12 protein-coding genes and 1 pseudogene are annotated in these 12,995 nt (G+C 71.9%); 7 read left to right on the top strand and 6 right to left on the bottom strand.

What is annotated here, in order from left to right:
• Window positions 1–498, top strand: a complete 498-nt coding sequence (locus tag ACNJ93_RS13825; RefSeq protein ID WP_418957709.1) for a DUF6114 domain-containing protein — start codon at window positions 1–3, stop codon at window positions 496–498.
• On the opposite strand, the gene ACNJ93_RS13820 is transcribed toward ACNJ93_RS13825, so the two are convergent.
• Together ACNJ93_RS13820 and ACNJ93_RS13815 are read right to left on the bottom strand one after the other, a co-directional pair.
• The gene (locus ACNJ93_RS13820) at window positions 461–2,878 is read right to left on the bottom strand and encodes an HAD-IC family P-type ATPase (protein ID WP_418957708.1); all 2,418 of its coding nucleotides are present in this window, start codon (window positions 2,876–2,878) and stop codon (window positions 461–463) included. The genes ACNJ93_RS13825 and ACNJ93_RS13820 overlap by 38 nt on opposite strands.
• An 88-nt stretch (window positions 2,879–2,966) precedes the next feature.
• Window positions 2,967–3,242, bottom strand: coding sequence for a DUF2530 domain-containing protein (locus ACNJ93_RS13815; protein ID WP_418957707.1), 276 nt, complete (start codon window positions 3,240–3,242; stop codon window positions 2,967–2,969).
• Window positions 3,243–3,385: 143 nt separating this feature from the next.
• On the opposite strand from ACNJ93_RS13815, the gene ACNJ93_RS13810 reads away from it, so the two are divergent.
• Window positions 3,386–4,834, top strand: coding sequence for an NCS2 family permease (locus tag ACNJ93_RS13810; protein WP_418957706.1), 1,449 nt, complete (start codon window positions 3,386–3,388; stop codon window positions 4,832–4,834).
• On the opposite strand, the gene ACNJ93_RS13805 is transcribed toward ACNJ93_RS13810, so the two are convergent.
• Window positions 4,827–5,036, bottom strand: coding sequence for a ribbon-helix-helix protein, CopG family (locus ACNJ93_RS13805; protein ID WP_418957705.1), 210 nt, complete (start codon window positions 5,034–5,036; stop codon window positions 4,827–4,829). The two genes, ACNJ93_RS13810 and ACNJ93_RS13805, sit on opposite strands and share 8 nt — an antisense overlap.
• A gap of 143 nt (window positions 5,037–5,179) precedes the next feature.
• Between ACNJ93_RS13805 and ACNJ93_RS13800 the strand changes: the two genes are divergently transcribed.
• From ACNJ93_RS13800 to thpR, 3 genes and pseudogenes are all read left to right on the top strand, one after another.
• Window positions 5,180–5,623 (top strand): MarR family winged helix-turn-helix transcriptional regulator, encoded by a 444-nt coding sequence (locus ACNJ93_RS13800; protein ID WP_418957704.1) that lies wholly within the window; start codon window positions 5,180–5,182, stop codon window positions 5,621–5,623.
• A 27-nt stretch (window positions 5,624–5,650) separates the two neighbouring features.
• Window positions 5,651–6,994, top strand: a complete 1,344-nt coding sequence (locus tag ACNJ93_RS13795; RefSeq protein ID WP_418957703.1) for an MFS transporter — start codon at window positions 5,651–5,653, stop codon at window positions 6,992–6,994.
• Window positions 6,995–7,032: 38 nt separating this feature from the next.
• Window positions 7,033–7,607 (top strand): annotated as a pseudogene (gene thpR, locus ACNJ93_RS13790) (RNA 2',3'-cyclic phosphodiesterase).
• A gap of 155 nt (window positions 7,608–7,762) precedes the next feature.
• On the opposite strand, the gene ACNJ93_RS13785 reads toward thpR, so the two are convergent.
• Together ACNJ93_RS13785 and ACNJ93_RS13780 are read right to left on the bottom strand one after the other, a co-directional pair.
• Window positions 7,763–8,752: an aldo/keto reductase gene (locus tag ACNJ93_RS13785; RefSeq protein WP_418957702.1), complete on the bottom strand. Its 990-nt coding sequence runs from the start codon at window positions 8,750–8,752 to the stop codon at window positions 7,763–7,765.
• An 85-nt stretch (window positions 8,753–8,837) separates the two neighbouring features.
• Window positions 8,838–10,622 (bottom strand): S8 family serine peptidase, encoded by a 1,785-nt coding sequence (locus tag ACNJ93_RS13780; protein ID WP_418957701.1) that lies wholly within the window; start codon window positions 10,620–10,622, stop codon window positions 8,838–8,840.
• Window positions 10,623–10,928: 306 nt separating this feature from the next.
• On the opposite strand from ACNJ93_RS13780, the gene ACNJ93_RS13775 reads away from it, so the two are divergent.
• Complete coding sequence (locus tag ACNJ93_RS13775) at window positions 10,929–11,945, top strand: SGNH/GDSL hydrolase family protein (protein ID WP_418957700.1); 1,017 nt, start codon at window positions 10,929–10,931, stop codon at window positions 11,943–11,945.
• 57 nt (window positions 11,946–12,002) lie between these two features.
• Here the strand turns inward: ACNJ93_RS13775 and ACNJ93_RS13770 are convergent, their stop codons facing one another.
• Window positions 12,003–12,539, bottom strand: a complete 537-nt coding sequence (locus tag ACNJ93_RS13770; RefSeq protein ID WP_418957699.1) for a MarR family winged helix-turn-helix transcriptional regulator — start codon at window positions 12,537–12,539, stop codon at window positions 12,003–12,005.
• A gap of 26 nt (window positions 12,540–12,565) precedes the next feature.
• Here ACNJ93_RS13770 and ACNJ93_RS13765 point away from each other — a divergent pair, with 26 nt between their 5' ends.
• The gene (locus ACNJ93_RS13765; RefSeq protein WP_418957698.1) at window positions 12,566–12,976 is read left to right on the top strand and encodes a carboxymuconolactone decarboxylase family protein; all 411 of its coding nucleotides are present in this window, start codon (window positions 12,566–12,568) and stop codon (window positions 12,974–12,976) included.
• The last annotated feature ends 19 nt before the right edge of the window (window positions 12,977–12,995 follow it).

The following is a 12,995-nucleotide window of genomic DNA, read 5'->3' as shown; positions in this document are numbered from 1 at the left end:
ATGACGCAGGGCACCGACGGGACGGCGACCACCGAGGAGCCCCGGGAGGCCGGGCCGGAGCCGCGTACGCATCCCCGGGCCGCCTTCCGCCGCTGGCGGCACCGTCGCCCGTTCGGTGCGGGTCTCGCCGTCGCCCTCGGCGGCGGCGAGATCCTGCTCACCCAGCGGGCCAGCGTCTCCGTGATCCTGACCGCCGGCGCGGACAGCCTGATCGGCTACGTCATGCCGGTGATCATGATCGTCTGCGGGCTGCTGATCGTTCTCAACCCGGGCCAGCGGCTGTTCTACTCGGTCGTCGCCGTCCTCGCCTCCCTGGCGAGCTGGCTGACCTCCAACCTGGGCGGCTTCTTCGTCGGGCTGCTGCTCGGCGTCGTCGGCAGCTCCCTCGCCTTCGGCTGGGACCCGGACCGGCCGGCCCGCGCGAAGCGCCGATGGCCGCGCCGCCGGAAGACCGCCCCAGTTACGCCGGGAACCTCCGGTCCACCCACCGCCAGGTGAACTCGAGCAGCGCCGCGCCCGTCGCCGCGATCGCCACCGCCGTCCACGGCATGGTCACCCCGACCAGCCGCAGCGCGAAGAACTCCTGCAGCCACGGCACCAGCAGCACCAGCACGAACGCCCCGCCCATCGCCGCGACCAGCCCGATCCGCCACCAGGTGTAGGGGCGGGCGACGATCGCCAGCACCCACATGGAGACCAGGAACAGCGTCAGGGTCGCGGCGCTGGTCTCCGCGTTCAGCGCGCCCTCGCCGCTGTAGTGGGAGCGGGCGATCAGGTACGTGGTGAACGTCGCCGTCGCCGCGACCACGCCGCCGGGGATCGCGTACCGCATCACCCGGCGCACGAAGTTCGGTTTCGCCCTCTCCTTGTTGGGGGCCAGGGCGAGGAAGAACGCCGGCACACCGATGGTCAGCGTGGACAGCAGCGTCAGGTGACGCGGCAGGAACGGGTACTCGACCTGGGAACAGACCACCAGGATCGCGAGCAGCACCGAGTACACCGTCTTCACCAGGAACAGCGTGGCGACGCGGGTGATGTTGCCGATCACCCGGCGGCCCTCGGCGACCACCGACGGCAGGGTGGCGAAGCTGTTGTTCAGCAGCACGATCTGGGCGACGGCCCGGGTCGCCTCGGAGCCCGAGCCCATGGCGACGCCGATGTCGGCGTCCTTCAGCGCGAGGACGTCGTTCACGCCGTCGCCGGTCATCGCGACCGTGTGCCCGCGGGACTGCAGCGCGCCGACCATGTGGCGCTTCTGCTGCGGGGTGACCCGGCCGAAGACGGTGTGGGCGTCCAGTTCCCGGCCCATCGCCTCCCGGTCGGCCGGCAGGGCGCGGGCGTCCACGGTGACCCCCGCGCCGGACAGGCCCAGCTTGCCGGCGACCGCGCCGACGGAGACCGCGTTGTCGCCGGAGATCACCTTCGCGGCCACGTTCTGGTCGGCGAAGTACGCCAGCGTGTCGGCGGCGTCCGGCCGCAGCCGCTGCTCCAGGACGACCAGGGCGGTGGGCCGGGCGCCCTCGGCGACCCGGGGCGCGTCCAGCTCGCCCGCCGCCCGGGCCAGCAGCAGCACCCGCAGGCCCTGCTCGTTGAGGTCGTCGATCTCGGCCAGCACCGGATCGCCGTCCGGCAGCAGCACGTCGGGCGCGCCGAGCAGCCACGTGGAGGACTCCCCGTCGCCCTCGCTGAAGGCGGCGCCGCTGTACTTGCGGGCGGAGGAGAACGGCAGCGACTCGGTGCAGCGCCAGTCCTCGCTGTCCGGGTAGGCGTCGATGATGGCCTGCAGGGAGGCGTTGGGCCGGGGGTCGGACTCGCCGAGCGCGCCGAGGACCTTGCGCACGTACGCCTCGTCCGAGCCGTCCAGGGTGCGCAGCTGGGTGACGTCCATGCCGCCCTCGGTGAGCGTGCCGGTCTTGTCGAGGCAGACGACGTCGACGCGGGCCAGGCCCTCGATGGCGGGCAGCTCCTGCACCAGGCACTGCTTGCGGCCGAGCCGGATCACCCCGATCGCGAAGGCGACGGAGGTGAGCAGCACGAGGCCCTCGGGGATCATCGGGACGATGCCGCCGACGGTGCGGGCGATCGAGTTCTTGAAGTCGGTGTCCTTGACGACCAGCTGGCTGATGACGAGCCCGATCGCGGTCGGCACCATCATCCACGTCACGTACTTGAGGATCGTGGAGATGCCGGAGCGCAGCTCGGAGTGGACGAGGGTGAAGCGGGACGCCTCCTCGGCGAGCTGCGCCGCGTACGCCTCGCGCCCCACCTTCGTGGCGGTGAACGCGCCGCCGCCGGCGACGACGAAGGAGCCCGACATCAGCGGGTCGCCGGGTTTCTTCAGGACGGGGTCGGCCTCCCCGGTCAGCAGCGACTCGTCGACCTCCAGGCCGTCGGCCTCGGCGACCTCGCCGTCCACCACGATCTTGTCGCCGGGCCCGAGCTCGATCAGGTCGCCGAGCACCAGCTCGGAGGTGGACACCTCGGTGGTGAGGCCGTCGCGGCGGACGGTGGGCCGGGCCTCGCCGATGACGGCGAGCCCGTCGAGCGTCTTCTTGGCGCGCAGCTCCTGGACGATGCCGATACCGGTGTTGGCGATGATCACGAAGCCGAACAGGCTGTCCTGGATGGGCGCGACGAAGAGCATGATCACCCAGAGCACGCCGATGATCGCGTTGAAGCGGGTGAAGACGTTGGCCCGCACGATGTCGACGGCGGAGCGGGAGCTGCGGACGGGGACGTCGTTGACCTCGCCGAGCGCGACCCGCTCGGCGACCTGGGCCGAGGTCAGTCCGGTGGGGCGGTGGACGACGGGAGGCCGCGCCCGCGCGTCGTCGGGCCGTGCGTCATCGTCGGTCTCGATCTTCGCCCGCTGCGTCATGTTTCCGACGGTACGGCCGGAGCGGCGGGTTCACCCGCCGAGTCGGGGGAAGTTGGGGCTGCGGGAGGACGGAGATCGTCCTGAGGTACTACGGGGCTTCCCCGAGGCCGTCGGCTTCGGCGGCCCGGGCCCGCTTGATCGCCGCGTCGCGCTTGCGCACGTACCAGATGCCGATGAGGCCGAGGCCCGCGCCGGCCAGGCAGGTCCAGATCCACGAGGTCGCGTTGCGGTCGGCGTACCAGCCGTAGAAGGGGACCTGGACGAGGAACAGGACGAACCAGAGGATCGTGCCGCCGATGATGGTGGCGACGACGGGCCCCTCCAGGGGCTCGGGTGCCTCGTGCTTGGGGGTCCACTTCGCCATGCGCCCAGTCTAGGGGGAGCCCCCCGGGGGTCTACGCGCGGAGATAGACGCTCTTCCGCTTATGTGTTCATACTGAAACGGTTTGCCTCCGGCGGGTTTCCCTCGTATGAACCGCCAACGAAGATCCCGATGAGGACCCTTTCATGAGCACCACGGCCCCCGCCCAGGCCACCCCCATGCCTCCCGAGCCGCAGCAGCCGGCCTCGGCCGTCGACCGCTTCTTCAAGATCTCCGAGCGCGGCTCCACCGTCGCCCGCGAGGTCCGCGGCGGCTTCGCCACCTTCTTCGCGATGGCCTACATCATCGTGCTGAACCCGATCATCCTCGGCAGCGCCAAGGACATGTACGGGCACCAGCTCGACGGCGGCCAGCTCGTCACCGCCACCGTCCTGACCGCGGCCCTGTCCACGCTGCTCATGGGCGTCATCGGCAACGTGCCGATCGCGCTGGCGGCCGGCCTCGGCGTGAACACGGTCGTCGCCCTCCAGCTCGCCCCGCGGATGTCGTGGGCCGACGCCATGGGCATGGTGGTGCTCGCCGGTCTCGTGGTGATGCTGCTGGTGGCGACGGGCCTGCGGGAGCGCGTGATGAACGCGGTGCCGGTGGGGCTGCGCAAGGGCATCGCGATCGGCATCGGCCTGTTCATCATGCTGATCGGCCTGGTCGACTCGGGCTTCGTCTCGCGCATCCCGGACGCCGCCCACACCACCGTCCCGCTGCAGCTCGGCGCCGACGGTCACCTCGGCGGCTGGCCGGTGCTGGTGTTCGTGCTCGGCACCCTGCTCACCCTCGCGCTGATCATCCGCAAGGTCCCGGGCGCGATCCTGATCTCCATCGTGGTCATGACGATCGCCGCCATGGTGATCAACGCCGTGGCGAAGGTCCCGTCCTGGGGCCTGACCACCCCGGAGTGGCCCGGCAACCCGGTCGCGACCCCGGACTTCGGTCTGGTCGGCGAGGTCAGCCTGTTCGGCGGCTTCGACAAGGTCGGCCTGCTCACCGGCTGCCTCTTCGTCTTCACCGTGCTGCTGTCCTGCTTCTTCGACGCGATGGGCACCATCCTCGGCGTCGGCGACGAGGCCAAGCTGATGGACAAGGACGGCAACTTCCCCGGCATCAACAAGGTCCTGCTCGTCGACGGCCTGGCCGTCGCCTCCGGCGGCGCGACCTCGTCCTCCGCCACCACCTGCTTCGTGGAGTCCACGGCCGGCGTCGGCGAGGGCGCGCGCACCGGTCTGGCGTCGGTGGTCACCGGCGGTCTGTTCTCGGTGGCGCTGTTCCTCACGCCGCTGGCCACGATGGTGCCCTCGCAGGCCGCCACGCCCGCGCTGCTCGCGGTGGGCTTCCTGATCCTGGCCGGATCGGTCAAGGACATCGACTGGAGCGACTTCACCATCGCCGTGCCGGCGTTCCTGGCGATGGTGATGATGCCGTTCACGTACTCGATCACCAACGGCATCGGCATCGGCTTCATCGCCTTCAGCGTGCTGCGGCTGGCGGCCGGCCGGGGCCGTGAGGTCCCGGCGGCCATGTACGTCGTCTCGGCCGTGTTCGTCTTCTATTACGCCATGCCGGCCCTCGGCCTCACGTAGGCGAAGCCGCCCGCGTCTCCGTCGTCGGGCCGTAGAACTTCTCGGTCTCGTCGACGGCGGCCTTGAACCGTTCGTCGAAATCGTCGCGGATGAGCGTCCGGAGGACATAGTCCTGGACGCTCATTCCGCGTTTGGCGGCATGCCCCCGGAGCCGGTCGAGCAGCTCACCGTCTATGCGCAGGCTGAGCACTGTCGATCCCATGCGAGTCAGGGTCCGGGAGCGGCTGGTCCGATGCGTCACTTTCCGGATGGCTCTCACTCATTTGGGTGACACATTCAACGAGTGCGCATGAGGGCGTGAAACCGAGTGGTCTTTAGGAAGAGTAATGAGTTACGCTAAAGAACATGCCTGACCTGTCCCACGGCACCGCCGAAGACGCGGCGGCCGTGAACGCGCTCCGCTCGGCGGTGATGCGGCTCGGCCGACGCCTGAAACACCAGCGCGTCGACGAGTCGCTCAGCCCCACCGAGATGTCGGTGCTCGGCACCCTCCACCTGTGCGGCTCGGCCACCCCCGGTGAGCTGGCCCGCAAGGAGCACGTGCAGCCGCCGTCCATGACCCGCATCGTGGCACTGCTGGAGGCCAAGGGACTGGTCCGGCTCGAGCCGCATCCCGACGACCGCCGGCAGAAGGTGGTCAGCCCGACCGAGGTGGCCGAGGCCATGCTCGAGGAGAGCCGCCGCAAGCGGAACGCCTGGCTGGCCGCGCTCGCCGAGGGTCTGGACGAGGACGAGTGGGCGAGGCTGCGTGCGGCCGCGCCGGTCCTGGAGAAGCTCGCACACCTCTGACCCTGCCAGCCGAGGAGGCGACGCACCTTGAGCACGGGACCCGGAGCACACTCCGCACCCGTCAGCACACCGCACCACGACACCCCCGCGGACCGGGGAACGTTCTCCTCCCTCCGGATCCGCAACTACCGCCTCTTCTTCACCGGAGCGATCGTCTCCAACACCGGCACCTGGATGGCCCGGATCACCCAGGACTGGCTGGTGCTCACGCTCACCGGTTCCTCCGCCGCCGTCGGCATCACCACGGCGCTGCAGTTCCTGCCGATGCTCCTGTTCGGCCTGTACGGCGGCGTGCTCGCCGACCGCTACCCGAAGCGGCGCATCCTCCTGATCAGCCAGGGCGCGCTCGGCCTGTGCGGCCTCGCCCTCGCGGCGCTCACGCTCTCCGGACACATCCAGGTCTGGCACGTGTACCTGGTGGCCTTCCTGCTCGGCATGGTCACCGTCGTCGACAACCCGGCCCGGCAGTCGTTCGTGTCCGAGATGGTCGGCCCCGGCCAGCTGCGCAACGCGGTCTCCCTGAACTCGGCGAACTTCCAGAGCGCCCGCCTCGTCGGCCCCGCCGTGGCCGGTCTGCTGATCGCCTCGGTGGGCAGCGGCTGGGCGTTCCTGCTGAACGGCCTGTTCTTCCTCGCCCCGCTGACCGGGCTGCTGATGATGCGCCCGGCCGAGCTGCACCGCACCGAGCGGGCGCCGCGCGGCAAGGGACAGCTCCGGGAGGGCCTGCGCTATGTGGCCGGGCGGCCCGAGCTGATCTGGCCGATCGTGCTCGTGGGCTTCGTCGGCACCTTCGGCTTCAATTTCCCGATCTGGCTGACGGCCTTCGCGGACGACGTGTTCCACGTCGGCGCCGGCACGTACGGCCTGCTCAACACGCTGATGGCGGCCGGCTCGCTGGCCGGCGCGCTGCTCGCGGCCAAGCGCGGCAGCACACGGCTGCGGATGCTCGTCGGCGCGGCGGCGCTGTTCGGCGTCCTGGAGGTCCTCGCCGCGCTCGCCCCCGCGTTCTGGATCTTCGCGCTGCTGCTGGTCCCGATCGGCACGGTCGGCCTCACGGTGAACGTGACGGCGAACTCGGCCGTCCAGCTCGCGACCGACCCGGTCATGCGGGGCCGGGTGATGAGCCTGTACATGATGGTCTTCGTCGGCGGCACGCCCATCGGCGCCCCGATCGTCGGCTGGCTGACGGACGAGTACGGCGCGCGCGTCGGCTTCGCCACGGGTGGCCTCATGACCCTGGCGGCCGCCACGACGGTGGGCCTGATCCTCACCCGGGCGGTCGGCGTGAAGCCCCGCCTCCACTGGCACCACGGCCACCCGAGGGTCCACCTGGTCAAGCGCACGCAGCCGGCCCTGGAGCCGGCCGCGTAGCCCGGTGGCAGCGGCCGGGTGGCTGTCAGACTCGCGGCATGAGGCTTTTCACCGCCGTCCTGCCCCGCCCGCCCGGCTCGCCGAGCTCGCCGCCGAGGTCGACGAGCTGCTCCGCCTCCCCGGTGCCGACGCCCTGCGCTGGACCGGCCGGCCCGGCTGGCACTTCACCCTCGCGTTCATGGGCGAGGTCGACGAGGCCCTGCTGCCCGACCTGCGCGCCCGGCTCGCCCGCGCCGCCCACCGCACCGCCCCGTTCCCGCTGCGCCTGCACGGCGGCGGCCGCTTCGGGCAGCGGACCCTGTGGACCGGCGCGGCCGGCGGGCTGGACGACCTGCGGCTGCTCGCCGAGCGCGCCGACGCGGCCGCCCGGCGCGCCGGCATCCCCATGGACGAGCACCGGGCCTTCCACGCCCACCTCACCGTCGCCCGGGCCCGCCCCGGCGTCCCGGCGGACCTGCGGCCGTTCGTCGAGGCGCTGGAGCGGTTCGAGGGCGGCCGGTGGGAGACCGGCGAGCTGGCGCTCGTCCGCTCCCACCTGCCCGCGAGCGGGGTCCCCGGCGAGGGCCCCCGGTACGAGACCCTCGACACCTGGCCCCTCGGCCAGGGCGGCTGACCCGCCGGGTTACGCTCGAAGGGTGGATCCGAAGACCCGAAACCAGATCATGGCCGGCGTGCTGGTGCTCCTGTTCGCGATCATCGCGGTGGCCTCGGTGACGGGCCAGTAGCGGAGTACCGGCCCGCCCCGACACGCCTCACCGCCTCAGCGCCTCACCAGGCGAAGGCCTCCGGGGACGGCCCCGGCCCGGGGAAGATCTCGTCCAGGGCCGTGAGCACCTCGTCCCCGAGCTCCAGCTCCACCGCGCGCAGCGCCCCCTCCAGCTGCTCCACGGTCCGCGGGCCGACGATCGGGCCCGTGACGCCGGGCCGCGTGAGCAGCCAGGCCAGCGCCGTCTCGCCGGGCTCCAGGCCGTGCTTGTCGACCAGGTCCTCGTACGCCTGCACCTGCGCCCGTACGGACGTGACGGCCAGGGCGTCCGCCGACCGGCCCTGCGTCCGCCGCCGGCCCTCGGCCTCCTTCTTCAGGACGCCGCCGAGCAGCCCGCCGTGCAGCGGGGACCAGGGGATGACGCCGAGCCCGTACTCCTGGGCCGCCGGGACGACCTCCATCTCCGCGCGCCGCTCGGCGAGGTTGTACAGGCACTGCTCGCTGACCAGGCCGACCATGCCGCGCCGGGCGGCGGCCTCGTTGGCCTGGGCGATCTTGTAGCCGGGGAAGTTGGACGAGCCCGCGTAGAGGATCTTGCCCTGGCCGATCAGGACGTCGATGGCCTGCCAGATCTCGTCGAAGGGGGTCCGGCGGTCGATGTGGTGGAACTGGTAGAGGTCGATGTGGTCGGTCCGCAGCCGCTTGAGGCTGGCGTCGACGGCGCGGCGGATGTTCAGCGCCGAGAGCCGGTCGTGGTTGGGCCAGCGGTCGCCGTCGGCGCCCATGTTCCCGTACACCTTCGTGGCGAGCACCGTGCGGTCGCGGCGGCCGCCGCCCTGGGCGAACCAGGAGCCGATGATCTCCTCGGTGCGGCCCTTGTTCTCGCCCCAGCCGTAGACGTTGGCGGTGTCGACGAAGTTGACGCCCGCGTCGAGGGCGGCGTCCATGATGGCGTGACTGGTCGGTTCGTCGGTCTGCGGACCGAAGTTCATCGTGCCGAGGACGAGTCGGCTGACCTTGAGTCCGGTGCGTCCGAGCTGCGTGTACTTCATGGGCCACCAGCCAACTGCTTCGAGTCCGCTCCAGGCAAGGGAGCGGGTCGGGCGGAACCCGGCGGGCCGGGTTCCGCCCCGTCGCCTAGAAGGTCAGGTTCCAGGCGTCGATCCTGCCGGTGTCCTGCGCGGCGTTGTCGTTCACGCGCAGCTTCCAGACGCCGTTCGCGACCTCCGCGGAGGCGTTGACGGTGTACGTCTGGGCGATGTTGTCCGTGCCGCTGCCGGTCCGGTTGTGCAGCGTGTAGACCGTGCCGTCCGGGGCCACCAGGTCGACCTTCAGGTCACCGATGTAGGTGTGCTTGATGTCGACGCCCACCTTCAGCGTGGCCGGGGCGTTGCCCGTGACGCCGCTGACCGTGATCGGGCTCTCGACCGTGGCGTTGTCCGCGATGGTCACGTCGGTCAGGTTCTCGAAGTACGCGCCGGGCGGCGGGGTGCTGCCGGAGACGGCCTTGAGCGCGTCGACCTGGCCCTCGCCGAAGAAGCCGTTCTTGGCGGTGGTGCCGGTGCAGCGGCTGTCGGCGGGGCAGGCGGTGTCGTTCGCCTGGGAGTTCAGCTTGTCGCGCAGGCCGGCCGGGGTGAGCGTCGGGTCGACGCTCGCGAGCAGCGCCGCGACGCCCGCCACGTGCGGGGACGCCATCGACGTGCCGTTCTTGTTGCCGTACTTGCCGCCCGGCAGCGTCGAGTAGACGCCGTACGAGCCGTCGCCGCCGGGGGCCGCGACGTCGATGACGTTGTTCCCGAAGTTGGAGTACGACGCCTTGACGTTGCCCCGGCCCATGGCCGCGACGGTGACGACGCCCGGCAGCTCGGTCGGGATGTCGATGCAGGCGTTGGTGATCGTGCGGGTGACCGGCGTCGAGTCGTTGGGGCTCTCGGAGTCGGTCGTCTTGTTCGCCAGGTCGTAGTTGGAGTTGCCGGCGGCGGCGATCTGGAGCGAGCCCTTGCCCTCGGCGTACGCCTGCGCGCGCCGGACGCCCTCGATGATGGCGGCCTGGTCGACGTTGTCCGGGCAGTTGAACTGCCACGGGTCGGTGTAATAGCTGTTGTTGGTGACCTTGAAGCCGTGGTCACCGGCCCAGACGAAGCCGCAGATCGTGTTCTCCGCGAAGAACAGGCCGCTCGGCTGCTCCGCGATGCGGACCGACGAGATCTTCACGCCCGGCGCGACGCCGATGACGCCCTTGCCGTTCTTGGCGGCCGCGATGGTGCCCGCGACGTGCGTGCCGTGGGTGTCGATGTCGCGCCACGCGCCCGGACGGGTGTCCGGCTTGCCGTAGGCGCAGGAGACCGAGTCCGCGGAGTTGAAGTTGGGCGCGATGTCCTGGTGCTGGTCGTCGACGCCGGTGTCCAGGACGCCGACCTTGACGGTGGCGGAGCCGGTGGTGACGGCCCAGGCCTGGTCGGCCTTGATCTGGGTCATGTCCCAGCGGTTCGACTCGGTCAGCGTCGTCGGCGACTGCGAGGGGTTCGGGGGCAGCGCCGGGTTGTAGGCGTCCGCCGGGACGTCGGAGGTGCGCGTCGCGCCGACCTGCTGGACGCCCGTCACGGCCCGCATCGCCGGGGCGAAGCCGGCCGACGCCGAGTGGGCCACGAGGACGCCGATGGCGTCGTAGGCCGCGAAGACGGAGCCGCCGTTGTTCGCGATCGCGGTGCGCACGGCGGTGGTGTCACCGGGGGCGGTGATCACCAGGTACGCGCGGGTGCCCGCCGCCCAGGACGTCTCCGCCGCCGCCGCGCGCGCCGCCGAGGACGAGGCCGTCGTGCGGGCGGCAGAGGAGGGTTCGGGGGTGTCGACCGGCGCCGCGTGGGCGAGACCGACGGGCCCGGCGAGGGCCATGGTCGCCCCGAGGGCGACGGCCGTCACGGCCGAGAGTCTCAGCCGGCTGGATATGTGGGAAAACAATGCGTCCTCCGAAGGCCCGGTGGCGCTGGTGGCGCCGGCCGGGCCATGTCATGTGTGGGGAGGACGCAAGATCCCAGACGAAGGCATGCGGAAGGAAGGGTTCTGTCCGACAAGTCTGGTGATGTTACTAAGAGTTGATCTGACTGTGCATCGGCTGCGGGTGTTTCCGCGGGTACGTGGCGAGAAGTGGACAGAAGCGTCGCCCCCGTGGGTGACCGCGGCCCGGTGCCATGTCCCTGCGCCCCGGCCTCCGTTTCAATGCGGAGGATGACCTCCACCCGTACGCGCCGCCCCGCGCTCGCCGCCGTGGCGGCGGCGCTCGTCGTGCTCGGCACCGCCTCCGCCGCCCCGCCCGCCCAGGAGCGCGTCCCGGCCGTGTTCCTCGGCGACGGGACCGTCGGCGGCTGGGGCATCGCGCCCGTCGACGAGAGCCGGCTCTCGTGCGTGCGCGCCCAGGAGAACCTGCCGGACGTGATCGAGGACCAGCTCGCCGACCAGTCGATCCTGCTGGACGTCACGGCCGATGTCTCCTGCGCGGGGGCGGAGCTGCGGCACGTGTGGGAGGAGCAGGGGTTCGGCGGTTCGGTGGCGTCCGCGCCGCCCCAGAAGCGGGCGTTGACGAAGGAGACCCGGCTGGTGGTGGCGGCCCTCGGGGCGCACACGGTGGGCCTCGGGCCGATCCTGAAGCAGTGCTCGGCGAAGCTGCGCGGGGCGCAGGGCGCGTTGCTGCCGGGCCGTCCGGTGGACGCCGCCTCGCGACCGGCGGACTGCGCCGCGTACTTCGCGCGCGGGGCGGGCGCGGACTGGCTGGCGCAGCGGTTCGAGCAGGCGGACAAGGACCTGGAGAAGCTGTTCTCGGAGATCCGCAGCGAGTCGCCGTCGGCGGACGCGGTGCTGGTCGGCTACCCGAGGCTGGTCCCGAAGGACGTGACGCGCTGCCGGACCGCGCTGCCCGACGGCGGGGGCCGTCCGCTCGCGGACGTCCCGGAGGCGGCCTGGGCGTTCCTGGACCGGAAGGTGCAGGCCCCGCTCAACTCCCTGATGGCCGAGCGCGCCAAGGCGCACGGCGGGCACTTCGTGGACCTGTACGCGGCGACCGGCGGGGCCACGGCCTGCGACGGCGCGGACCGCGCGACCGGCGGCCTCCTGGAACCCTCGGCCGTCACCCTCCTCGACCGGCGCCACCCGTGGTTCCTGCACCCGAACGAGACGGGGCGTGACGCGAACGGCGACGCGGTGGCCCAGGCGATCGCCACGGAGGTGTTCGGCCGCGGCCCGGCGTGAGCCGCCCGGGCCGGGCGGTCACGCCCCTCCGGGCCGGCCGGGTCACGCCCGGCCGTCTCACGCCCCGCCGAGCCAGCTCGGGGCGTCGAGCCGGTACGCGGTCTCCGGCGGGACGACGGTGCGCAGGGCGGCCTCCAGGTCGCGTACGCGCTCCGGGCCCAGGGTCGCGGCCCACTCCGCGCGCAGCTCGTCGAAGATCGCGGCCGAGCGGGCGAGGGCGTCGAGGCCGGCCGGGGTCAGGCGGACGAGCTTGCGGCGGGCGTCGGCGGGGTCGTCGGCGCGTTCGACGTAGCCCAGGGCGAGGAGGCGGTCGAGGGTCTTGCCGGCCGCCTGCTTGGACACGCCGAGCCGGCGCCCCACGTCGCTCGCCGTCGCCCCGGCCGGGCCGCCCGCCGCCACGGCCTGCAGGGCGAAGCCGTGCGCGGGGCGGAAGCCGGCGTGGCCCTCCTGGGCGAGGCGGGCGTGCAGGCGGTCGATCAGGGTGCGGAAGCCGCCGAAGAGCAGCAGCGGCAGCTCGTAGCCGTGGCCGTCCGCAATTCCCTTGCCGCGATCGACAACCTGGTTTACGTTTTCCTCGTCGAACTGGTCAACCATGTTGTCGATCCTATCCGGGGGTCCCCTTGCCGTCCGACCTGTCCCGCCGCGCCGCCCACGCCGTCACCCTCTTCAAGGAGTCCCCGCACGCCTTCGACGGCTTCCTGAAGCTCGTCGAGATCTTCGACTCCACCACCCTCGACCCGCACGCCCGTGAGACCGTCGTCCTCACCGTCGCCGCGCGCAACCAGTGCCACCTGTGCGTCGGCATGCACGAGGCCGCGTTCGCCGCGCTCGGGCCCGTCCCCGACCCGGAACGGCTCGCCGCCGTACGCGAGTTCACGCTCCAGGTCCTCGCCTCCAGCGGCGCGGTGAGCGATGCCGAGCTCGCCGCGTTCCAGGCCCACGGCTACACCCGGCAGAACGCCCTGGAGGTCGTGCTCGGCATCGGCGCGTACACGATCTCGACCCTCGCGAACCGCCTCAATCGCTGTTGACGGCCCGGCGGACGGCGCG

This window comes from Streptomyces tritici (assembly GCF_048500665.1).
Classification (GTDB): domain Bacteria; phylum Actinomycetota; class Actinomycetes; order Streptomycetales; family Streptomycetaceae; genus Streptomyces; species Streptomyces tritici.
This window is presented reverse-complemented; position numbering and strand designations above follow the sequence as displayed.